At 72.6% G+C, this 21,390-nt stretch carries 18 protein-coding genes; 10 read left to right on the top strand and 8 right to left on the bottom strand.

Annotated features, from left to right (window positions below):
* The first annotated feature begins 560 nt into the window (after positions 1–560).
* Together aroA and ACWD11_RS11110 are read left to right on the top strand one after the other, a co-directional pair.
* A complete protein-coding gene (gene aroA / locus ACWD11_RS11105) occupies positions 561–1,790 on the top strand; it encodes a 3-phosphoshikimate 1-carboxyvinyltransferase (RefSeq protein WP_451282564.1) in 1,230 nt (409 codons plus the stop codon).
* A 10-nt stretch (positions 1,791–1,800) separates the two neighbouring features.
* Entirely contained in the window at positions 1,801–2,421 is a 621-nt protein-coding gene (locus tag ACWD11_RS11110) for a GNAT family N-acetyltransferase (protein ID WP_389415891.1), read from the top strand.
* A 72-nt stretch (positions 2,422–2,493) separates the two neighbouring features.
* Here ACWD11_RS11110 and ACWD11_RS11115 read toward each other — a convergent pair whose 3' ends face one another.
* The 5 genes from ACWD11_RS11115 to ACWD11_RS11135 all read right to left on the bottom strand — a co-directional run bounded on the left by ACWD11_RS11115 (position 2,494) and on the right by ACWD11_RS11135 (position 7,664).
* Entirely contained in the window at positions 2,494–3,723 is a 1,230-nt protein-coding gene (locus ACWD11_RS11115; RefSeq protein WP_389415892.1) for an MFS transporter, read from the bottom strand.
* A gap of 80 nt (positions 3,724–3,803) precedes the next feature.
* Positions 3,804–4,604, bottom strand: coding sequence for a sugar phosphate isomerase/epimerase family protein (locus ACWD11_RS11120; protein WP_451282567.1), 801 nt, complete (start codon positions 4,602–4,604; stop codon positions 3,804–3,806).
* A gap of 70 nt (positions 4,605–4,674) precedes the next feature.
* Entirely contained in the window at positions 4,675–5,607 is a 933-nt protein-coding gene (locus tag ACWD11_RS11125) for a bifunctional helix-turn-helix transcriptional regulator/GNAT family N-acetyltransferase (RefSeq protein WP_451282569.1), read from the bottom strand.
* A gap of 103 nt (positions 5,608–5,710) precedes the next feature.
* A complete protein-coding gene (locus ACWD11_RS11130) occupies positions 5,711–6,505 on the bottom strand; it encodes a sporulation protein (RefSeq protein ID WP_451282571.1) in 795 nt (264 codons plus the stop codon).
* A gap of 112 nt (positions 6,506–6,617) precedes the next feature.
* Positions 6,618–7,664, bottom strand: a complete 1,047-nt coding sequence (locus ACWD11_RS11135; protein WP_389415896.1) for a LacI family DNA-binding transcriptional regulator — start codon at positions 7,662–7,664, stop codon at positions 6,618–6,620.
* A 247-nt stretch (positions 7,665–7,911) separates the two neighbouring features.
* Here ACWD11_RS11135 and ACWD11_RS11140 point away from each other — a divergent pair, with 247 nt between their 5' ends.
* Genes ACWD11_RS11140 through ACWD11_RS11150 form a run of 3 tightly spaced genes read left to right on the top strand, consistent with a single transcriptional unit; the run spans position 7,912 to position 11,038 of the window.
* Positions 7,912–9,063 carry a Gfo/Idh/MocA family protein gene (locus ACWD11_RS11140; protein ID WP_389415897.1) on the top strand — a complete coding sequence of 384 codons (1,152 nt, stop codon included), beginning with the start codon at positions 7,912–7,914 and terminating at the stop codon, positions 9,061–9,063.
* The gene (locus tag ACWD11_RS11145) at positions 9,060–10,211 is read left to right on the top strand and encodes a dihydrodipicolinate synthase family protein (RefSeq protein WP_451282573.1); all 1,152 of its coding nucleotides are present in this window, start codon (positions 9,060–9,062) and stop codon (positions 10,209–10,211) included. The genes ACWD11_RS11140 and ACWD11_RS11145 overlap by 4 nt, the downstream gene beginning before the upstream one ends.
* On the top strand, positions 10,208–11,038 hold the full coding sequence (locus ACWD11_RS11150) for a sugar phosphate isomerase/epimerase family protein (protein ID WP_451282575.1): 831 nt from the start codon (positions 10,208–10,210) through the stop codon (positions 11,036–11,038). Before ACWD11_RS11145 ends, ACWD11_RS11150 begins: the two co-directional genes overlap by 4 nt.
* Here the strand turns inward: ACWD11_RS11150 and ACWD11_RS11155 are convergent.
* On the bottom strand, positions 11,035–11,448 hold the full coding sequence (locus ACWD11_RS11155) for a DUF5937 family protein (protein ID WP_451282577.1): 414 nt from the start codon (positions 11,446–11,448) through the stop codon (positions 11,035–11,037). The two genes, ACWD11_RS11150 and ACWD11_RS11155, sit on opposite strands and share 4 nt — an antisense overlap.
* A 305-nt stretch (positions 11,449–11,753) precedes the next feature.
* Here ACWD11_RS11155 and ACWD11_RS11160 point away from each other — a divergent pair, with 305 nt between their 5' ends.
* Together ACWD11_RS11160 and ACWD11_RS11165 are read left to right on the top strand one after the other, a co-directional pair.
* The gene (locus ACWD11_RS11160; RefSeq protein WP_389415901.1) at positions 11,754–12,695 is read left to right on the top strand and encodes a class 1 isoprenoid biosynthesis enzyme; all 942 of its coding nucleotides are present in this window, start codon (positions 11,754–11,756) and stop codon (positions 12,693–12,695) included.
* Entirely contained in the window at positions 12,692–14,749 is a 2,058-nt protein-coding gene (locus ACWD11_RS11165; RefSeq protein ID WP_451282579.1) for a hypothetical protein, read from the top strand. Before ACWD11_RS11160 ends, ACWD11_RS11165 begins: the two co-directional genes overlap by 4 nt.
* A gap of 68 nt (positions 14,750–14,817) precedes the next feature.
* Here the strand turns inward: ACWD11_RS11165 and ACWD11_RS11170 are convergent, their stop codons facing one another.
* Positions 14,818–15,567, bottom strand: coding sequence for a hypothetical protein (locus tag ACWD11_RS11170; RefSeq protein ID WP_451282581.1), 750 nt, complete (start codon positions 15,565–15,567; stop codon positions 14,818–14,820).
* Positions 15,568–15,828: 261 nt separating this feature from the next.
* Positions 15,829–16,752 carry a ribokinase gene (locus ACWD11_RS11175; RefSeq protein WP_389415904.1) on the bottom strand — a complete coding sequence of 308 codons (924 nt, stop codon included), beginning with the start codon at positions 16,750–16,752 and terminating at the stop codon, positions 15,829–15,831.
* Positions 16,753–16,905: 153 nt separating this feature from the next.
* Here ACWD11_RS11175 and ACWD11_RS11180 point away from each other — a divergent pair, with 153 nt between their 5' ends.
* The 3 genes from ACWD11_RS11180 (at position 16,906) to ACWD11_RS11190 (ending at position 21,073) form a co-directional block, all read left to right on the top strand.
* Positions 16,906–17,271: a hypothetical protein gene (locus ACWD11_RS11180; protein ID WP_451282583.1), complete on the top strand. Its 366-nt coding sequence runs from the start codon at positions 16,906–16,908 to the stop codon at positions 17,269–17,271.
* 30 nt (positions 17,272–17,301) lie between these two features.
* Positions 17,302–19,539, top strand: a complete 2,238-nt coding sequence (gene recD2, locus ACWD11_RS11185; protein WP_389415906.1) for an SF1B family DNA helicase RecD2 — start codon at positions 17,302–17,304, stop codon at positions 19,537–19,539.
* A gap of 244 nt (positions 19,540–19,783) precedes the next feature.
* On the top strand, positions 19,784–21,073 hold the full coding sequence (locus ACWD11_RS11190; RefSeq protein ID WP_250078220.1) for a citrate synthase: 1,290 nt from the start codon (positions 19,784–19,786) through the stop codon (positions 21,071–21,073).
* Positions 21,074–21,390 lie beyond the last annotated feature (317 nt).

Below are 21,390 nucleotides of genomic sequence, written 5' to 3' on the forward strand. Positions count from 1 at the left end.
CGCAGGCGGCAGCCGACGACGTGTCCCCGCTGGGGGTGTAGGCGGCGGTTGACGAGGTGCCCCTCACCCCTGCCGCCAGAGGCGCTGGCGTCGTCCGATCACGTGCCCCCGGCCGGGGCGCAGGCGGCAGCCGACGACGTGTCCCCGCTGGGGGTGTAGGCGGCGGTTGACGAGGTGCCCCTCACCCCTGCCGCCAGAGGCGCTGGCGTCGTCCGACCACGTGCCCCCGGCCGGGGCGCAGGCCGCAGCCGATGACATGCCCCTCACCCGGGGCGCAGGCGAGGGCTGACGGCGTACCCCTCACCCGGGGCGCAAGCGAGGGCTGACGGCGTACCCCTCACCCGCCCTCCGGGAGGCGCAGGCGGTGTCCGAGTGTGCCCCCACGGGAGGTGCAGGCCGCGGTCAGTGACGTATCCCCGCCCGCACCGGAGGTGTTCTTTTCCCCGCCCCCACCGGAGGTGTTCGTTCCGTTGCCGAAGACATGGCCGGTGACTGACGAGTCGGGGTCCATCTCCTGGACTTGTGGGCGCCGGGGGGTCGTGGCGGGCGATCATGGCGGCATGCCAGTTGTCGACATTCCCGGTTCCAAGTCCATCACCGCGCGCGCCCTCTTCCTGGCGGCGGCGGCCGACGGAGTCACCACCCTCGTACGGCCGCTGCGGTCGGACGACACCGAGGGCTTCGCCGAGGGGCTGGTGAGCCTCGGCTACCGGGTCGGACGGACCCCCGACAGCTGGCAGGTGGACGGCCGCCCGCAGGGCCCCGCGGCCGCCGAGGCGGACGTCTACTGCCGGGACGGCGCCACGACCGCCCGCTTCCTGCCGACGCTGGCCGCCGCCGGCCACGGCACCTACCGCTTCGACGCCTCCGAGCAGATGCGCCGCCGCCCGCTGCTGCCGCTCACCCGCGCCCTGCGCGACCTGGGCGTGGACCTGCGCCACGAGGGGCGCGAGGGCCACCACCCCCTGACCGTCGCGGCGAAAGGCGTGGTCGGCGGCGAGGTCACGCTGGACGCCGGTCAGTCCTCCCAGTACCTCACCGCCCTGCTGCTGCTCGGCCCGCTCACCGAGCAGGGCCTGCGCATCCATGTCACCGACCTGGTCTCGGTGCCGTACGTCGAGATCACCCTCGCGATGATGCGGGCCTTCGGGGTGGAAGTGACCCGCGAGGGCTCAGACTTCGTGGTCCCGCCGGGCGGCTACCTGGCCACCACCTACGCCATCGAACCGGACGCCTCCACCGCCAGCTACTTCTTCGCCGCCGCGGCCCTCACCGGCGGCGAGGTGACCGTGCCGGGCCTGGGCCGGGGCGCGCTCCAGGGCGACCTGGGCTTCGTCGAGGTGCTGCGCCGGATGGGCGCGGACGTGCGGATCGGCGCCGACCGCACCACGGTCCGCGGCACGGGCGAACTGCGCGGCCTCACCGTCAACATGCGGGACATCTCCGACACCATGCCCACCCTCGCCGCCATCGCCCCCTTCGCCTCGGGCCCGGTGCGCATCGAGGACGTCGCCAACACCCGGGTGAAGGAGTGCGACCGCCTGGACGCCTGCGCGGAGAACCTCCGCCGGCTGGGCGTCCGCGTGGAGACGGGGCCCGACTGGATCGAGATCCACCCGGGAGCCGTGGAAGGCGCCGGGATCACGACCTACGGCGACCACCGCATCGTCATGTCCTTCGCGGTCACCGGCCTGCGTGTGCCGGGTATTTCGTTCGACGACCCCGGCTGCGTACGCAAGACTTTCCCCGGTTTCCACGAGGAGTTCGGGGCGCTGCGCGCGCGGCTGTGAGGGGCGACGGGTGAGTTTCGAGCTGGCAGGGCCGGTTCTGGAGGGCGCGCTGGTGCGCCTGGAGCCGCTGGAGAGACGGCATGCGCCCGGCCTGGCCGCGGCGGCCGAGGAGAACCGCGACTCGTACGCGTTCACCTGGGTGCCCACGGCCGCCGAGACCGACGCCTACATCGACGCCCAACTCGCCCGCGCCGCCACCGGGATGCTCGCGCCCTACGCCCAGATCTCCCAGGAGACCGGACGCGTGGTCGGCGCCACCTCCTACTGGGAGCCGCGCTCCTGGCGCTCCCCGGACCACCTGGACGCCATCGAGGTCGGCTTCACCTGGCTCGCCGCCTCCGCGCAGTGCACCGGCGTGAACACCGAGGCGAAACTCCTGCTGTTCCGGCACGCCTTCGAGGAGTGGGAGGTGTCCCGCGTCGACCTCAAGACCGACGCCCGCAACAGCCGTTCACGCGCCGCGATCGAGCGCACCGGCGCCCGCTTCGAGGGCGTCCTGCGCAACTGGTCCCGCTCCTGGGCCCCGGGCGAGGAAGGCCGGCTGCGCGACTCCGCGATCTACTCGATCACGGCCGAGGAATGGCCCCGGCGCCGCGCCCATTTGGAGAAACGCCTGTCCGAGCCGCGCTGAGCGGTTCTTCCGGTACGGCCATGAAGACACCGGCGCCAGGGCGGTGCCCGTGGGTGGCTAACAGGGCCTCGCTCACCCCCGTTTGCCGCCCGCCCGTAGTTCCGGGGTGCTCGTGGCGACGTAGGCCACGGCCAGGACGCAGAGGACGCCGCCGGTGATCAGGGCGGTCGCTCCGGAGGACCAGCCGGCGACAAGGCCGCCGCGCAGGTTGCCCAGGTGCGGTCCCGCCTGGCCCACTATCTGCTCGGCCGCCGTCACCCGGCCCAGCAGGGCGTCCGGCGTACGGGTCTGCACGATCGTCGTCCGGGACAGGACCGACACGGAGTCCGCCGCCCCCGCCACCACCAGCAGCCCGAGCCCCGCCCAGGCGCTGCTGGTCAACCCGAACAGAGCGAGCGCCGCGCCCCAGACCGCGGCCCCGCAGAGCATGACCGCGCCGGGCCGGGCCAGCCGGGTCAGCCGGCCGGACAGGGCCGTGGCGGTCACCCCGCCGACGGCGACGGCGGACAGGAACAGGCCCAGGGTGCGCGGACTGCCGCCGAAGCGCTCCTCATTGATCAGTGGGAACAGGCTCATCGGCATCGCCAGCACGGTCGCCGCGAGGTCGGTGATCAGCGCCCCGCGCACCACCCGGTGGCCGCCCAGGAAACGCAGTCCGTCCAGCACGCCGTGCAGCCCCGCCCGCGACGGCTCGCCCTCGGGCGGCAGCCCGGGCAGGCCGAAGGCGCCGTAGAAGGACAGGCCGAAGCTGAGGGCGTCGATCAGGTAGCAGACGCCGATGCCGAACCAGCCCAGGAACAGCCCGCCGAGCGCCGGGCCGAGCAGCATCATCGCCTGGGCGGTGACCTGGTTGAGGGCGAGGCCCGCCGCCACCTGGTCCTCGGGCAGCAGCCTCGGCACGAACACACCCGCCGCCGGTCCGCCGACCGCGCCGAAGCAGGAACCGGCCGCGACCAGGGCCAGGATGCCCGGCACCGGCACGTTCCCGGTGAAGCCCTGCACCGCCAGCAGCAGCGAGCACACCGCCTGCCCCACGGTCGCGACCAGGAAGATCCGGCGCCGGTCCCCGCGGTCCGCCCAGGACCCGGCGAACAGCCCGACGACCACCAGCGGCAGCGCCTGCGCGAGCCCCACCGCTCCGCTCCACATCGCGCTGTGCGTCATGTCCCACACCTGGAACATCACCGTCACCACGGTCATGAAGCTGCCCAGGACGGACGCCGTGCGTCCGATCAGCAGCCGCCGGAAGACGGGGGAGGTGCGCAGGGGCCGTACGTCGAGGAGGGTACGGGCGAGGCTCATGAGGGCATGGCGGAGCGCGGCTGCGCGGGCGGGGTCATGCCCGGGACGCTAACCGGAGGCTCGCGCCCCCGGCCAACGAATTACGCGGAGTCGTTGAGCAGCCGGGCCAGGTGGTCGTGCCCGGCGCCGAGCAGGTCCTCGAGCGGTGCCGCCCCCTCGTACCAGCGCTTCTCGTACTCCCAGCACAGCCAGCCGTCCCAGCCGTGCCGGGAGAGCACCTCGACGCACTCGGCCAGCGGCAGCACCCCGGCGCCCAGCGGCAGCGGGGTGAGGTCCTCGGCGGACGCGATGTCCTTGACCTGGACGTAGCCGAGATGCGGGGCGAGCGCGGCGTACGACTCCGCGGGCTGCTCGCCGCCCAGCCAGGTGTGCATCACGTCCCACAGCGCACCCGCGTGCCGGTGCCCGACCAGGCCCAGCACCCGGATGGCGTCGGCGCCGGTGCGGTGCGAGTCGTGCGTCTCCAGCAGGATCCGTACGCCGACGTCGGCGGCGTACTCGGCGGCGGTGCCGAGCCTGCGGGCGGCCGTCGCGTCGGCGTCCTCGGCGCTCTGCGACTCCTCGGCGCCGGGGAAGACGCGGACGAAACCGGAGCCCAGGTCGCGGGCGAGGTCGAGCAGGCCGTACAGCTCCTGGATCACCGGTTCGTCGGGGCCGGGGGCGGCCACCCGGACGTACCCGGCGATGCCGACGACCTCGATGCCGGCCGCCTTGCACGCGGCCGCCGCCGCGACGCGCTCCTCGGGCCCGAGCCCGGGATGCACCGGTTCCTCGGGATGCGCGCGCAACTCGACGCCGTGATAACCGTGCGCGGACGCGAGCCGCAGCACATCGGCGAGCGGAAGACCGGGGACACCGAGAGTGGAGAACGCCAGCTTCATGCTCGCGACTCTACGCGCCACCCCGACCGCCGGTCAGCGCGGGCACCAGTCAGCGGTGCGGGTCGCGCCGTCACTGCTGGGCGTCCGTCAGGTTCAGGCGCCAGTCCTGGCCCGTGAGGTCCTTGCCGAAGGAGCGGTGGGGTTTTTCCGCCGTCAGGACGAAGCCGTGGCGCTGATAGAGGCGGCGGGCGGCGGCGAGGACGTCGTTGGTCCACAGCACCAGGTCCCGGTAGCCGACCCCGCGCGCGAAGTCGACGACCGCGCCGATCAGCCGGTCCCCGGCACCGAGGCCGCGGGCGTCCGGTTCGACCAGGAGCAGGCGGAGCCGGGCGGTGGCCGGCGCCTCGTCCCGTACGCACATCACGCACCCGACCGGACGCCCGTCCAGCTCGGCGATCCACACCCGCTCCAGGTGCGGGTCGTGGTCCTCGGCGAAGTCCGCGACGATCCGCGCGACCAGCCCCTCGTAGTCGGTGTTCCAGCCGAACTCCGCTGCGTACAGCGCGGCGTTGCGCTGCACGATCCAGCCGAGGTCGCCCGCGACCGGTTCGCGCAGCACGATGTCCTCGCCGCGCGGCGGGCGGCCCGCGGAGAGGATCTCGCGGATCGTGCGCATCGCCTCGGCGAGCCGGGCCCGGTCGGCGGCCGGCACCGCCGACAGCAGCGAACCGACGGCCTGGTCCGACCGCTCGGCGAGCAGGGCGGCGGTCTCCCGCCCCTGGGCGGTGAGCGTGATCCGGCGGCGCCGGGGATCCTGCGCGGAGGGTGCCCGCTCGACCAGACCGTCCTGCTCGAACCGGGTCAGGATGCGGCTCAGGTACCCCGAGTCCAGGGACAGTTCGCCGCGCAGGTCGGCGGCGTCGGTCCGCGGGGAGTGCGCGAGCTCGTACAGCACGCGGGCCTCGGTGAGGGTGTACGGGGCGTGCAGATGGCGGCGGTGGTCGAGGGCGCCGATGACGTTCGTGTAGAAGCGGTTGAAGGCGCGGATGTCCTGGACGGTCATGCTCGGCCCGCTCTCCCCTGCGCGACGCAGATGTCTGAACGCGGATCTCTGACTCAGTCAGAGATGTCTACGGGTCGAGACTAAAACCCCCGCGCCCTCCCGGCTACCCCTCGCCGGGGCGGACCCCGGAAGGCATCGCCCCGGCCGGGATCTCCGACCAGGCGGGCAGGAACCGCTCCCGGTAGTGGGCGTCGAGCCGGGCCCGCACCTGCCCCGGGTCGAGGTCGTCGTAGGAGAAGGTGAGCCTGCCGGAGCCGCCGGTCAGCAGGTCCAGCGAGTCCTCACGGGCGTTGAAGGCGATCTCGAGCCCGCCGATCGACCCGTACTCGGCGGGGAACCACAGCTCGATCTCCTGCGAGAAGCCGACCCGTGAGGCCACCGCCGAGCCGGGCGTGCCCTTCTTCAGCTCGGCCTCGTCGAAGCGGAACCCGAGGTCGGCGTAGGCCTGGAGGACGACGTCCTGCGGCGCGAGGGCGTGCACGGAGAACTCGTCGAAGTCACCCCGGTCCACGGAGTTGTCGATCGCCAGCTCCGTCCGCACGGCCACCCGGGCGCCCTTGAGCCTGCGCCCGCCGAGGACATGGGTCAGCGGCATCTCCCAGGGCAGCTCGAAGTCGACGTCCCTGACGCGTTCCTTGCCCGCGGCGAGGGCGAACGGCCCCTCCTCGGTCCAGCTGAGGATCACCCCCGGGTTCGCCCACCCGGTCTCGTCCGGCTCGCTGTCCTCGAACCGTCCGACGACGTCCAGTTTCAGCCGCTCGACGAGCACGTCGGCGCCGCCGCGCAGGGTGACCACAACGGTCAGCTTCTCCCCGGGCCGCACCGCCTCCCGGTCCAGCACAGTCTCCACCTGCGGCGCGTTGATCCCGAGCGCACTGAGAAATGTACGGAACGCCATCCTGTGACCCCTCCCCTGAATGATCTGTCCCGCGCACTGCAGGCAGCGGAACCGGCCATTCGATAGCTGATCACCGACCTCAGTTCCGTGGCACGCCCGAAGCCCCCCGACCTCAGTTCCGCGGCACCCCCGTCGACCCCCGGACCATCAGTTCGCCCCTGATCGTGGCGATGCCCCCGGGCGGCTCCTCCTCGCGGCCCATCGCGATCCGCCCGGCCCGCGCCCCCGCCTCCGACAGCGGCAGGCGCACCGTCGTCAGGGAGGGCACCGCGTCGATGCTGAACGGCAGGTCGTCGAAGCCGGCGACGGAGACGTCCTCCGGGATCCGCAGCCCCGACTCCCGCACGGCCGCGCAGGCGCCGAGCGCGACGGAGTCGTTCGCGGCGACCACCGCCGTCAGGGTCGGGTCGCGGCGCAGGAGCTCCAGCGTGGCCTCGTAACCGGAGCGGCGGTCGTAGCGGCCGTGGACGGTCCGGCGGGGGTCGTCCTCGATGCCGTGCGCCTCCAGCGCGGCCCGGTGTCCCTCCAGGCGGTGCCGGGTCGTGGTGCGCTCCTCGGGGCCCGCGATGTAACCGAGGCGGCGGTGGCCGAGGCCGATCAGATGCTCGGTGAGTTCCCGGCCGCCCCCGCGGTTCTCGAAGGTCAGCGCGATCGCCCCGGTGTCCGGCGCCGGCGGCCGCCCGCACAGCACCACCCGGGTGCCCGCCTCCGCCAGCTTGCGCAGCTTGGTCGAGACCGCCGCCACGTGGGGGGCGTTCTCCACGGCCCCGCCGGTCAGCACCACGGCCGCCGCCCGCTGCCGCTGGAGCAGGGTCAGATAGGTCAGTTCGCGCTCCGGTGAGCCCCCGGTGTTGCAGACCACGGCCAGCCGCTCGCCGCCGGCGCGCCCGCCGGGGCCGCCGATCTCCGCCTGGATCGCGCTCGCCATGATCCCGAAGAAGGGGTCGGCGATGTCGTTGACGAGGATGCCGACCAGGTCGGACGTGGCGGCGGCCAGCGCGCTCGCCGGACCGTTCAGCACGTAGTCCAGCTCGTCCACGGCGCGCAGCACCCGCTCCCGGGTGGACGCGGCGACGGGGTAGTTCCCGTTCAGCACGCGCGACACCGTCGCGGGGGAGACCTGCGCGCGGGCCGCCACGTCCGCCAGGGTCACCGTCATCTCGTCGTCCTCCGGTCGCGCATCTCTCGTACCGCCTCGTACGTCGTACGTGCTCCTAGACAGGCCCCCGGCGCATACGGTTCCGGGGCCGCCGACCAGACCATACGGCCGGGCACCCGGTTGGTTCGCCCCTCGAACGACTCATCCCCATCACGGTCTTGTACAGACCACTGGTCAGAGGCTAGCTTCAGTCCATATAGAAAGCGCTTGCTGCGCCGGTGGGGCGTCAGCGGACGAAGGGAATGACGTGACACGCAAAACGGTGCGTATCGCCATGAACGGCGTGACCGGGCGTATGGGCTACCGCCAGCACCTCGTCCGCTCCGTCCTCGCCCTGCGCGAACAGGGCGGCCTCGACCTCGGCGACGGCACCGTGCTGTGGCCGGAGCCGGTCCTGGTGGGCCGCCGCGAGCACGCGCTCAGGACGCTGGCCGACCGCCACGGCCTGGAGCACATCTCCACGGACCTCGACGCGGTCCTCGCCGACCCGGCCGTGGACATCTACTTCGACGCCCAGGTCACCTCCGCCCGTGAGGAGGCGATCAGGAAGGCGATCGCCGCGGGCAAGCACATCTACACCGAGAAGCCCACCGCCACCGGTCTCGAGGGCGCCCTGGAACTGGCCCGGCTGGCCCGCGCGAAGGGCATCAAGCACGGCGTGGTCCAGGACAAGCTCTTCCTCCCGGGCCTGCTCAAGCTCAAGCGCCTCATCGACGGCGGCTTCTTCGGCCGGATCCTGTCCGTGCGCGGCGAGTTCGGCTACTGGGTCTTCGAGGGCGACTGGCAGTCCGCCCAGCGCCCCTCCTGGAACTACCGCGCGGAGGACGGCGGCGGCATCGTCGTCGACATGTTCCCGCACTGGGAGTACGTGCTGCACGAGCTGTTCGGCCGGGTGAAGTCCGTCCAGGCGCTCACCGCCACCCACATCCCGCAGCGCTGGGACGAGAACGGCAAGCCCTACGACGCCACCGCCGACGACGCCGCCTACGGCATCTTCGAGCTCGACGGCGGTGCCGTCGCCCAGATCAACTCCTCCTGGGCGGTGCGGGTCAACCGCGACGAACTGGTGGAGTTCCAGGTCGACGGCACGGAGGGCTCGGCGGTCGCGGGGCTGCGCACCTGCCGCGCACAGCACCGCTCGGCCACCCCCAAGCCCGTCTGGAACCCCGACATCCCGGCCACCGAGGTCTTCCGCGACCAGTGGCAGGAGGTGCCGGACAACGCCGAGTTCGACAACGGCTTCAAGGCGCAGTGGGAGCTCTTCCTGCGGCACGTCTACGCCGACGCCCCCTACCACTGGGACCTCCTGGCCGGCGCCCGCGGCGTCCAGCTCGCCGAGCTGGGCCTGAAGTCGTCGGCCGAGGGCCGCCGCCTCGACGTACCGGAGATCGCGCTGTGACCATCCGACTCCCGGACTCCCACGGGTCCTTGAGGACGTACGAGCCCCGGCGGGAGCCCGTCGCCGTCACCCCGGGCGCGGCCTTCACCTCTCGTACGGTGTTCTCCGCGGCCCATGTCGTCGCCGATCCGTTCGCCGACGTCAGCCCCGACTCGCCGGCCGCCGTCGACTGGGACGCCACGCTCGCCTTCCGCCGGCATCTGTGGTCCCACGGGCTCGGTGTCGCCGAGGCCATGGACACCGCGCAGCGCGGGATGGGCCTGGACTGGGCGGGCGCGGCGGAGCTGATCCGGCGCAGCGCGGCCGAGGCCCGCGCGGCCGGCGGACGCATCGCCTGCGGGGTCGGCACCGACCAGCTCGCCGCGGGCACCCTCGAAGAGGTCCGCGCCGCCTACGAGGAACAGCTCGCCGTGGTCGAGGAGTCAGGCGCGCAGACGATCCTCATGGCGTCCCGGGCGCTGGCGGCCGCCGCCCGCGGCCCCGAGGACTACCTGGAGGTCTACGGCCATCTCCTGCGCCAGTCCGCAGAACCCGTGATCCTGCACTGGCTCGGCCCCATGTTCGACCCGGCGCTGGAGGGCTACTGGGGCTCCGCGGACCTGGACGCGGCCACCGACACCTTCCTGGAGGTCATCGCCGCCCACCCCGACAAGGTCGACGGCATCAAGGTCTCCCTGCTGGACGCGCAGCGCGAGATCGACCTGCGCCGGCGGCTCCCGCACGGCGTGCGCTGCTACACCGGCGACGACTTCAACTACCCGGAGCTGATCGCCGGGGACGAGAAGGGCTTCAGCCACGCCCTGCTCGGCATCTTCGATCCGCTGGGCCCGCTGGCGGCGGAGGCGGTCCGGGTGCTGGACACGGGGGATGCCAAGGGCTTCCGGGAACTCCTCGACCCGACCGTCGAGCTGTCCCGCCACCTCTTCCAGCCGCCGACCCGCTTCTACAAGACCGGCGTGGTTTTCCTGGCCTGGCTCGCGGGCCACCAGGCTCACTTCACGATGGTCGGCGGCCTGCAGTCGGCCCGCTCGCTCCCGCACCTCGCCCGCGCCTACGAACTCGCCGACGGCCTGGGCCTGTTCCCGGACCCGGAACGTGCCGAGGAACGGATGCGGAACCTGTTGTCGACGTACGGGGTGAACCAGTGACGGACCTGGCGCGTTTCTCCATCAACCAGATGACGGTCAAGCAGCTGTCGATGCCGGAACTGGTCGAGACGTGCGGACAGTTGGGCGTCGTCAACGTCGGCCTGTGGCGGGAGCCCGTCCAGGCGTACGGCCTGGAGGCGACGGCCAAGGCGGTCCGGGACGCGGGGCTGACGGTCACCACCCTGTGCCGCGGCGGGTTCCTCACCGCGATCGACGCGCCGGAGCGGGCCAGGGCGCTGGACGACAACCGGCGGGCCGTCGAGGAGGCGGCCACCCTGGGCACGGACACCCTCGTCCTGGTCTCGGGCGGTCTCCCGGCGGGCTCGAAGGACCTGCGCGGCGCGCGGGAGCGGATCGCCGACGCGCTGGCGGTCCTGGGCCCGTACGCCGAGGACCACGGGGTACGGCTGGCCATCGAACCGCTGCACCCGATGTACGCCGCCGACCGCTGCGTGGTCTCCACCCTCGCCCAGGCCCTGGACCTCGCCGAACGCTTCCCCGCCCACCAGGTCGGCGTCACGGTGGACACGTACCACATCTGGTGGGACGACGACGCGCCCGCGCAGATCGCCCGGGCGGGCGCGGGCGGGCGGATCCACACCTTCCAGCTCGCCGACTGGACCACGCCGCTGCCCGAGGGCGTGCTCACCGGCCGCGGGCAGATCGGCGACGGCTCGGTCGACATGCGGGAGTGGCAGGGGTACGTGGAGGCCGCCGGCTACACCGGCGCCATCGAGGTGGAGCTCTTCAACGACGGACTGTGGGCGCGGGACGGCCGGGAGGTGCTGGCGGAGACCGCGGCGCGCTTCGTGGCGCACACGGGTTAGCACACGCGGGCGCGGGGAGCTCGCCCGGTGGGCAGGCCCCGCGCTTCCGCCGCCCTGATCACCTGTCTCAGGCGAATCTCATCTTCTGGGTGAGCAGCGCGTCGGCCGTCGCGGTGCGCGCGTAGAGCACCCAGCGTCCGGCGTATCCGCTCCACCGGAGCCGACCGTACGGCGGCCAGCTCCTCGGCGAGGGCCGGGTCCGGGCCGGGCGGCGCCGGGTTGAGGAAATCGGGGACATAGCCGTCGGCCGGTACCAGCTCGGCGAGCCGTTCCAGACCCGCCGCCGCCACCCGCGGACGTACCTGTTCGACCCACGGGCGATGCGCCGGGTGCGGGCGCCCCGCGCGGAGCAGCCGGAAGCTCGTCGCGACCTCCCACAGCGGCGAGACGGCGAACCGCAGACGCGCCAAGTCCCCGTTGGGTAACTCGAGTTCGGCCTCCATGACCACGACCCCCCACCGGATTCGGCCACGGCTGAAACACTGGCGGCGAGCTCAGCGGCGGAGCGATCCTTTCCGGCAGGACTTGGCGAGAAGGCGAGAGGGATCGAGCGTGCCGGAGGGGTCCCGCGGGCGGGCCTGACCCGCCCCTGCCGGGTGTGGCCGAACCGCTTTACCACCTGCGCACCGTTATGGGACGCTCGGAGCCCTTGGGGGCGGGAGCGGGGATGCGGCAGACGGTCGCTGAGGTCGGGGCTCTGGTGCGGAGCCTGGGAATGGCCGCAGGGCTGCCGTCGGCGGCGCGGGCCGCGTACCGCTCGTTACCGGTGCTCGTGCGGAGCTACGAGCGGGTCGTCGCGCCGCTCGTCGCCGAGAGCCTGCCCGATCCGCGCGAACGCGCCCGTGTCGACAACTCGTTGCGCGTCATGAGCGTGAAGTTCGGCCTGGCCATGCTCGGTTACGCCCGGCTGACCGGGCACCGGCTGCAACCCGACGTGGCCGTCCTCGCCGGTGCCGTCACCCGGCTCTACGACGACCTCATCGACGGGGACGCCGACCGTGACCCGGCCGTCGGCGACCGGCTCGGCGAACTCCTGGGCAACCGCCCCTTCGTCCCGGGCACCCCGGCGGAGCTACTGCTCGGGCGGCTGGTGTACGCGATCGAGCGGAACCTCGCCCACCGGCCCGACGCGTCCGTGTTCATGGCACTGGTCTCGCTGCACGAGTACCAGGTCCTCTCCCGCCGCCAGCGCGAACCCGGCGTGCCCCTCGACGTCCTGGAGAAGATCACCCGAGGCAAGGGCGCCGCCGCCCATCTGATCCTGTGCGGCCTGGTCAAGCCCCGGCTCGGACCGGCCGAGCGGAACCTGGTCATGGACCTCGGCGAGATCCTCCAGTCGCTCGACGACTACCTGGACGTCCAGTTCGACCGGGAGCACGGCGTCACCACCCTGGTGTCGTGCGGCGCGCTCACCCTGCCCGGCATCGCCCGGCGCCTGCGGGCCATCCGGCCCCGGCTGGCGGCCGTCCACGGCGGCCCGGCCGCCCGGCCGTACTGCGGGATGCTGTACTTCCTGCTGCTCCAGGCCTGGGTGAGCCGCAGGCTCCCGGCGCTGGGGCGGCTGGCCCGGCGGCCCGCCCGCCGCTCGGCCGTCCTGGCGTTCCTGTCCCGGGGCGAGGACGCCCTGCCGGCGGCCGGGGCGGAGCCGCCGCCATGAACCGCGACCGGCACACCCTCGCCGTCCACGCCGTGCTGGCCGTCATCGTGGTGGCCACCGTCGTGGTGGTGGGGTTCGGGCTGCGGGACGGCGGCCCGGAACCCATCGAGCTGTGGTTCGCCTTCGTCGGCGTCGTGCTGCCCGTCGCCGGGCTCGCCCTCGACGCGCTGCGCAGCGGCCGCCGGCCCGACGTCACCGCCGAGGAGGCCGCGTCCGCGCTGGCCCGCAAGGTGACCAGGCAGTGGCTGCGGGAGAGCCGTTACCGCGAGCTGTACGAGGAGCGCCGGATGGCCGTGCGCTGGCGGCGCGAACCCGGCTCCGAACGCGCCTCCCAGCTGTCCGCCGAACTCGGCGAGGAGGGCGTGCTCGACGAGCTGACCGGCGCCTTCGTCCGGCACGCCCGCGCCGGGCACCTGTCCCGGCTGGTGGTCACGGGCGAGCCCGGCGCCGGCAAGACCGCCCTGTGCGTCCTGCTCACCCTGGAACCCGCCCAGCCCGACGTCGTCCCGGTCCTCTTCCAGCTCTCCTCCTGGGACCGCACCCGTTCGCTGACCGACTGGATGACGGACGAACTCGCCCTGCACTACCCGACCGTCGGCGAGCGGACCAAGGACCGCAAGATCGCCGAGGAACTCCTGGGCTTCCACGTACTGCCCGTCCTCGACGGCCTGGACGAGGCGTCCGACCGCGCCGCCGCCCTGCACGCCGTCCAGACCGACCTGGTCGGCCGCTCCTACGTCCTGACCTGCCGGGCCGCCGAGTTCGCGGACCTGGAACCGGCACGGGTGCTGCGCGACACGCTGTTCGTACGCCTTCAGCCGCTGCGCGCCGACGAGGCCGGGGGAGTGCTGGAGCGCGCCGGGGGCGCGGAACGGGGGCCGCTGCTGGCCACGCTCGGCGCGCGCCCGGACGGGCCCGTGGCGCGGGCGCTGGAGACACCGTTCATGCTGTCGCTGGCCGTGGCGCTCGGCGGCTCGCTCCCCGCGGACCTGCTGGCCGCCGACGACTCCGGGGCCGAGGAGCGGATCAAGCGGTACCTGCTGAACAACTTCGTCACCGAGACCTACCGGCGCCTCCCGGGCCCCTTCGACGTCGAGGACGCCCGGCGCTGGCTCGGCTTCCTGGCCCGGCAGGCCGAACCGGGCACCCACCGGTTCGCCTGGTGGCAGCTGCACCGCTCGGTGCCGCGCGGACTGTTCCTCACCGTGGCCCTGGCCAACGCCGCGCTCGCCTGCTCGGCCGCCGCCGCCCTCCTCTTCGCCCTCTTCGAACGCCCCTGGCTCGGCCTGTGGATCGGCCTCGGCGCCGCCGTGATCGGCGCGCTCGTCGTGGAGCTGGTCCCGCAGGACGACCCGCGCCGCGCCAAGCCCCGGCTGCGTTCGGTACGGCCGCCCAGCCGCCACGCCCTGCAACGCGTCCTGGGGTTCGGGGTGATGGGCGGCGCGGCCTGCGCGGTGATCGTCGCCTTCCTCTACGAGCGCCCCGTGCACATCGCGATCGGCGGGCTGCTCAGCGCCCTCACCTTCGCCGCCGCCCGCTACTTCAGCGAGCCGAGCGATCCCCTGGAGGCGGTGACCCCGGTCGGCCTGCTGCGCTCCGACCGCGTCGCCATCCGGTACGCCTGGCTCACCGGCGCCGTCCCGGGCGCGCTGACCGGGGCCTACCTCGGCGCGGCGCTCAAGGAGGGTCACCGGACCCCGCAACTGGACGACGTCACCCTCATCGACGAACTGCCCCGGGCGGCCGAGGCGTTGCTGGGCGCGGTCTCCGGGGCGCTGCTCAGCTCCGTCGGCCTCGGCATGATGGCGCTCGGTTCCAGCGCGTGGGGCCGCTTCCTGCCCTCACGCGTGTGGCTCGCGCTCCGCGGACACACCCCGCGCCGGCTCATCCGGTTCGCCGAGGACGCCCGGGAGCGCGGGGTGCTGCGGCAGGTCAACGGCTACTACGAGTTCCGCCACGCCCTCCTCCACCGCCACCTATCCGAAACCACCGCCCCGTCCCGCTCCCCGTCCCCGGCGACGACCACCAGAACCGGCCCGGACAGCTTCCGGTAGGCCCAGCGCAGGCGGCCACCCGCACCGTCCGGCCGTACCGTCAGCTCCCGCGACGCCCTGCCGCACCCTCACCTAGCCGAGACCGCCGGCCCCGCCGCCCCCGCCCGCTCCCCAACACCTGCCGCCACCACCAGAACCGGCCCGGACAGTGCCCAGTAAGCCCGCCGTGCCGGTCGGCGTCCGGGTTCCGGGAGTGGCAGATAGCGCGCCTGCGGGAAGCTGACCCGGGCGGGCGCGCCGTCCGGCCGTACCGTCAGCAGCTCCAGCTCGGCCAGCTCCCGGCGCACCTCGGCGACCGCCGACACCCGCTCCCGCGTCGCACAGACGAACTCCAGGGTGGCCCGCGCATGCGTGCCCGCGGCCCGCTCCCGGGCCCGCCGGTCCAGCAGCCGCCCCACCTGGTCGCCGTTCGTCAGGTCGTACACCCGGGCCAGGCCCGGCGTCTCGTCGTAGCGGACGGAGCAGCGCAGCACCGGGAACTCGTGGCGGCGCAGGGCGGCGGTCCGCTCGGCAAGCCAGCGCGGCTCGTACCGCTGCTGACGGCGCTCGAAGACCATCAGCAAAACTGCTCTCGTCAGCACCAGCAGCCCCAGCAGGGCCGCACCGCCCAGTGCCGCCGTCCGCACGGCCGGCATCAGCAGTCCGATCAGGGTCACGGCCGGCGGCAGCACCGCCCACGCCACCGTGACCCGCTGCGCCCGCGCGAACTCCGGCCCGGTCAGACCGGTGGCCCGGCACCGCAGCAGATGGGGGAACCGCTGCAACGGCGCGAGTGCGACGGGCACTTCGGGCCGCAGCAGTCCGGGTTCGTCGCTCATCGCCGTACCCGCCTGCCCTCTGTCGACGCCTTGTGCCGACGGGTACCCGGTGACGCCACCGGCACGCCGCCCCACCGCTCGCGCCGAGGGCCGAATAAATTCTCGGAAAGCCGTACAACCCTTTCCAGGGGACGTGGGTCGTACTGGGTGTCGGAACTTCTTGGAGGGGGATCTGGGGGGATCGCGGGGGGTTCTGACACGGAGGGGGAGAGCGCGAGGGGGCCAGGTCGACGGACCGGGCCCCCTCGAAGCATGTACGGCTCACTCCTCGCGCGCGCCCTCTCCCAGGGCCTCGACCTCCGCCGCCGTCGGAAAGGACGCCTGCGCGCCCTCCCGGGTGACCGCCACCGCGCCCACCCGGGCCGCGTAGGCCGCCGCCCGCACCGGCCCGGCGCCCGAGCCGAGCCGGTAGGCCAGCGCCGCCGTGAAGGCGTCCCCGGCGCCGGTGGTGTCCACGGCCGCCACCCGCACGGACGGCACCCGTGCCACGCCCTCGGCGGACGCCACCAGCGCCCCCCGCGCCCCCAGCGTCACGACCACCGAACGGGGTCCCTTCGCCAGCAGGAGCCGCGCCCAGTCCTCGGGCTGCTCCCCGGCACGGGCGTCCCCGAGGATCACCTTCGCCTCGTGCTCGTTGACGATCAGCGGATCGCACGCGGCGAGCACCTCCGGCGGCAGTGGCCGCGGCGGCGAGGGGTTCAGCACGAACCGGCTGCCCGCCGCGAGATTCCGTACGACCTCCTCGACCGTCTCCAACGGGATCTCCAACTGCGCGGAGACCACCCGCGAGGCCCGGATCAGGCGCGCGGCGGCCCGTACGTCCTCGGGCGTCAGACGGGCGTTGGCACCCGGCGAGACCACGATGCTGTTGTCCCCGGACGGGTCCACGGTGATCAGAGCGACCCCGGTCGGCGCGCCGCCGACCAGCACGCCCGCCGTGTCCACCCCGGCCCGCCGCTGCGAGTCGAGCAGCAGCCGGCCGTGCGCGTCGTCGCCGACCCGGGCCAGCAGGGCCGTACGCGCCCCGAGCCGGGCCGCCGCCACCGCCTGGTTCGCGCCCTTGCCGCCCGGGTGGACGGCGAGATCGGAGCCGAGCACCGTCTCACCGGCACCGGGCCGCCGCTCCACGCCGATCACCAGGTCGGCGTTGGCGGATCCGACGACCAGGAGGTCGTAGGCGTCCATGAAATGTCTCCCGTGTCCGTCCGTTACGGCTGTCCGCCCGGGCGATTCTGCCGAACTCCGCGGCGCCCGGAAGGGCACCCGGGCCGCGCCGGTGCCACGCTGGAACTGCGGGGTCGTTCTCCTCAAGGGCCCGCGGCCCGGAGCGGAGGAACCATGACGGCGACGACACGCGACGAGGTGCCCGTCTTCCTGGAAGGCGGTGGCGTGGAACTGCGCACCGAACCGATCGGCGGCGGCATGTCCGTCGGCTATGTGCGCCTGCCCGAGGGCACGGACATGGGCCCGGCGATGAAGGGCCTGCCCGGCGACGCCTGCCAGTGCCCGCACTGGGGCCTGGTGCTGAAGGGCCGGCTGCGGATGGTCACCCCGCTCGGCGAGGAGGTCTACGAGGAGGGCCAGGCCTACTACTGGGGCCCCGGGCACGTCCCGGTCGCCCTGGAGGACTGCGAGTTCGTGGAGTTCTCCCCGACCGAGGAGTTCCGCAAGGTCCTCGACCATGTGAAGGCACAGTCCGGCTGAGCTGTCAGTGCCGGACGGTAGCGTCGGATCATGTCCAGTCCGGCGGTGGTAGAAGGCGTGCTCGAACGCATCACGTACGCCAACGAGGAGAACGGCTACACGGTCGCCCGGGTCGACACCGGCCGCGGCGGCGGCGACCTCCTCACGGTCGTCGGCGCGCTGCTCGGCGCCCAGGTCGGCGAGTCCCTGCGGATGGAGGGCCGTTGGGGCAGCCATCCCCAGTACGGCAAGCAGTTCACCGTCGACAACTACACCACCGTGCTGCCGGCCACCGTCCAGGGCATCCGCCGCTATCTGGGATCGGGGCTGGTCAAGGGCATCGGCCCGGTCTTCGCCGACCGCATCACCCAGCACTTCGGCCTGGACACCCTGAGGATCATCGAGGAGGAGCCCAAGCGGCTCATCGAGGTCCCCGGCCTCGGCCCCAAGCGGACCAAGAAGATCGCCGACGCCTGGGAGGAACAGAAGGCGATCAAGGAGGTCATGCTCTTCCTCCAGACCGTCGAGGTCTCCACCTCCATCGCGGTGCGCATCTACAAGAAGTACGGCGACGCCTCCATCTCGGTGGTGAAGAACCACCCCTACCGGCTCGCCGCCGACGTCTGGGGCATCGGCTTCCTCACCGCCGACAAGATCGCCCAGTCCGTCGGCATCCCGCACGACAGCCCCGAGCGGGTCAAGGCGGGCCTGCAGTACGCCCTGTCCCAGTCCAGTGACCAGGGGCACTGCTATCTCCCCGAGGAGCGGCTGATCGCCGACGCGGTGAAGCTGCTGCAGGTCGACACCGGTCTGGTCATCGAGTGCCTCGCGGAGCTGGCGGCACCGGACGAGGAATCGGGGGAGGAGCCCGGCGTCGTACGGGAGAAGGTGCCCGCACCGGACGGCGGCGACCCCGTCACCGCCGTCTACCTCGTCCCCTTCCACCGCGCCGAGCTCTCCCTCGCCGGACAGCTGCTGCGCCTGCTGCGCACCGACGCCGACCGCATGCCCGGCTTCCGGGACGTGGCCTGGGACAAGGCGCTGGCCTGGCTGAAGGGCCGTACGGGCGCCGAGCTCGCGCCCGAGCAGGAGGCCGCCGTCAAGCTGGCGCTGACCGAGAAGGTCGCCGTGCTGACCGGCGGGCCGGGCTGCGGCAAGTCGTTCACCGTCCGGTCGGTCGTGGAGCTGGCCCGCGCCAAGAAGGCGAAGGTCGTCCTCGCCGCCCCCACGGGGCGTGCCGCCAAACGCCTGGCCGAGCTCACCGGCGCCGAGGCCTCCACCGTGCACCGGCTGCTGGAGCTGAAGCCCGGCGGGGACGCGGCCTACGACCGGGACCGCCCGCTCGACGCCGACCTGGTGGTGGTCGACGAGGCGTCCATGCTGGACCTGCTGCTCGCCAACAAGCTGGTCAAGGCGGTCGCGCCGGGTGCTCATCTGCTGTTCGTCGGGGACGTGGACCAGCTGCCCAGCGTCGGGGCGGGGGAGGTCCTGCGGGACCTGCTCGCCGACGGCGGCCCGGTCCCCGCCGTCCGCCTCACCCGGGTCTTCCGCCAGGCCCAGCAGTCCGGGGTGGTCACCAACGCGCACCGCATCAACTCCGGGCAGCACCCCCTCACCGACGGCCTGAAGGACTTCTTCCTCTTCGTCGAGGACGACACCGAGGAAGTCGGCCGGCTTACCGTGGACGTGGCGGCCCGCCGGATTCCGGCCAAATTCGGGCTCGACCCGCGCCGGGACATCCAGGTGCTCGCCCCCATGCACCGCGGCCCCGCCGGCGCCGGCACCCTCAACGGCCTGCTCCAGCAGGCCATCACCCCCGGCCGCCCCGACCTGCCGGAGAAGCGGTTCGGCGGCCGGGTCTTCCGGGTCGGCGACAAGGTCACCCAGATTCGCAACAATTACGACAAGGGCGCGAACGGCGTCTTCAACGGCACCGTGGGTGTGGTCACCTCGCTCGACCCGGTCGACCAGCGCCTGACGGTGCGGACGGACGAGGACGAGGAGGTGTCGTACGAGTTCGACGAGCTGGACGAGTTGGCGCACGCGTACGCGGTGACGATCCACCGCTCCCAGGGCAGCGAGTACCCGGCGGTGGTGATCCCGGTCACCACGAGCGCGTGGATGATGCTCCAGCGCAATCTGCTCTACACCGCCGTCACCCGGGCCAAGAAGCTGGTCGTGCTCGTCGGCTCGCGCAAGGCCATCGGGCAGGCGGTGCGCACGGTCTCGGCCGGACGGCGCTGCACGGCGCTGGACTTCAGGCTCGCACCACGCGCACTGGAGCGGTGAGTGCCAGGCTCTCAGCGCGCTCCGGGGAGAGGTGAGTGAAATTTGATCGATCAAACGAGTCGTAAACGTCACACAGCTCTTCCGGATGCCGGTGCGGAGGGGCAGGATGAGCAAGTTGGCGGCACTGAGTGCCGCCAATAAGCCCAATGGTCGACCCCGAGTGCACTCTCATGCGCCAAATGGGGGATGGTAGAGACAGTCAGGGCAACCTCGAAGAAGAGGCACAACGTCGGTGAGGGAAGACGTGAGCGACAACTCTGTAGTACTGCGGTACGGCGACGGCGAGTACACCTACCCGGTGATCGACAGCACCGTCGGCGACAAGGGCTTCGACATCGGCAAGCTCCGCGCCCAGACCGGTCTGGTGACCCTGGACAGCGGCTACGGCAACACGGCCGCTTATAAATCCGCCATCACCTACCTCGACGGCGAGCAGGGCATCCTCCGGTACCGCGGCTACCCGATCGAGCAGCTGGCCGAGCGCTCCACGTTCCTGGAGGTCGCCTACCTGCTGATCAACGGTGAGCTGCCCACCGTCGACGAGCTGAGCACGTTCAAGAACGACATCACCCAGCACACCCTGCTGCACGAGGACGTCAAGAACTTCTACCGGGGCTTCCCCCGCGACGCCCACCCGATGGCGATGCTGTCGTCGGTCGTCTCCGCGCTGTCGACCTTCTACCAGGACAGCCACAATCCCTTCGACGAGAAGCAGCGCAACCTCTCCACGATCAGGCTGCTCGCCAAGCTTCCGACGATCGCGGCCTACGCGTACAAGAAGTCGATCGGCCACCCCTTCGTCTACCCGCGCAACGACCTGGGCTACGTCGAGAACTTCCTGCGGATGACCTTCTCGGTCCCCGCGCAGGAGTTCGAGCTCGACCCCGTCGTCGTCGCCGCCCTCGACAAGCTGCTGATCCTGCACGCGGACCACGAGCAGAACTGCTCGACCTCCACGGTCCGTCTGGTGGGCTCCTCGCAGGCGAACATGTTCGCCTCGATCTCGGCCGGCATCAGCGCCCTGTGGGGCCCGCTGCACGGTGGCGCCAACCAGTCCGTGCTGGAGATGCTGGAGGGCATCCAGGCCTCCGGCGGTGACGTCGACTCCTTCATCCGCAAGGTGAAGAACAAGGAGGACGGCGTCCGGCTGATGGGCTTCGGCCACCGGGTCTACAAGAACTTCGACCCGCGCGCCAAGATCATCAAGGCTGCCGCGCACGACGTCCTCTCGGCCCTCGGCAAGTCCGACGAGCTGCTGGACATCGCGCTCAAGCTGGAGGAGCACGCGCTCTCCGACGACTACTTCGTCTCGCGCAGCCTCTACCCGAACGTCGACTTCTACACCGGCCTGATCTACCGGGCCATGGGCTTCCCGACCGAGATGTTCACGGTCCTGTTCGCCCTCGGCCGCCTCCCGGGCTGGATCGCCCAGTGGCACGAGATGATCAAGGAGCCGGGCTCCCGCATCGGCCGCCCGCGCCAGATCTACACGGGCGTCGTGGAGCGGGACTTCGTCCCGGTCGAGGAGCGCTGACACCTGCCGGTCGGGGGCGCCGCTTCGGTGGCGCCGCCATGGTGCTGTTCGCTTCGTGGCGCGGTTGCCGGTCTTGTCGCCCTGCCGGGGGTCCGGGGGTTGTCCCCGGGTGAGCACGGCACGGGCGTCGTGGAGCGGGACTTCGTCCCGGTCGAGGAGCGCTGACACCTGCCGGTCGGTGGCGCCGCTACGGTGGCGCCGCCATGGTGCTGTTCGCTTCGTGGCGCGGTTGCGGGTCTTGTCGCCCTGCCGGGGGTCCGGGGGTTGTCTCCCGGGTGAGCACGGCACGGGCGTGGTGGAGCGGGACTTCGTCCCGG

Source organism: Streptomyces sp. NPDC002776 (genome assembly GCF_053592195.1).

What these genes read in the sequence shown, in the direction of transcription:
- ACWD11_RS11160 (WP_389415901.1), top strand. Translation starts at nt 11,754, where the DNA reads ATGGCCGCAGGGCTGCCGTCGGCGGCGCGGGCCGCGTACCGCTCGTTA.
- ACWD11_RS11175 (WP_389415904.1), bottom strand. Translation starts at nt 16,752, where the DNA reads ATGGACGCCTACGACCTCCTGGTCGTCGGATCCGCCAACGCCGACCTG.
- ACWD11_RS11180 (WP_451282583.1), top strand. Translation starts at nt 16,906, where the DNA reads ATGACGGCGACGACACGCGACGAGGTGCCCGTCTTCCTGGAAGGCGGT.
- ACWD11_RS11135 (WP_389415896.1), bottom strand. Translation starts at nt 7,664, where the DNA reads ATGACGGTGACCCTGGCGGACGTGGCGGCCCGCGCGCAGGTCTCCCCC.
- aroA (WP_451282564.1), top strand. Translation starts at nt 561, where the DNA reads ATGCCAGTTGTCGACATTCCCGGTTCCAAGTCCATCACCGCGCGCGCC.
- recD2 (WP_389415906.1), top strand. Translation starts at nt 17,302, where the DNA reads ATGTCCAGTCCGGCGGTGGTAGAAGGCGTGCTCGAACGCATCACGTAC.
- ACWD11_RS11130 (WP_451282571.1), bottom strand. Translation starts at nt 6,505, where the DNA reads ATGGCGTTCCGTACATTTCTCAGTGCGCTCGGGATCAACGCGCCGCAG.
- ACWD11_RS11120 (WP_451282567.1), bottom strand. Translation starts at nt 4,604, where the DNA reads ATGAAGCTGGCGTTCTCCACTCTCGGTGTCCCCGGTCTTCCGCTCGCC.
- ACWD11_RS11125 (WP_451282569.1), bottom strand. Translation starts at nt 5,607, where the DNA reads ATGACCGTCCAGGACATCCGCGCCTTCAACCGCTTCTACACGAACGTC.
- ACWD11_RS11170 (WP_451282581.1), bottom strand. Translation starts at nt 15,567, where the DNA reads ATGAGCGACGAACCCGGACTGCTGCGGCCCGAAGTGCCCGTCGCACTC.
- ACWD11_RS11165 (WP_451282579.1), top strand. Translation starts at nt 12,692, where the DNA reads ATGAACCGCGACCGGCACACCCTCGCCGTCCACGCCGTGCTGGCCGTC.
- ACWD11_RS11115 (WP_389415892.1), bottom strand. Translation starts at nt 3,723, where the DNA reads ATGAGCCTCGCCCGTACCCTCCTCGACGTACGGCCCCTGCGCACCTCC.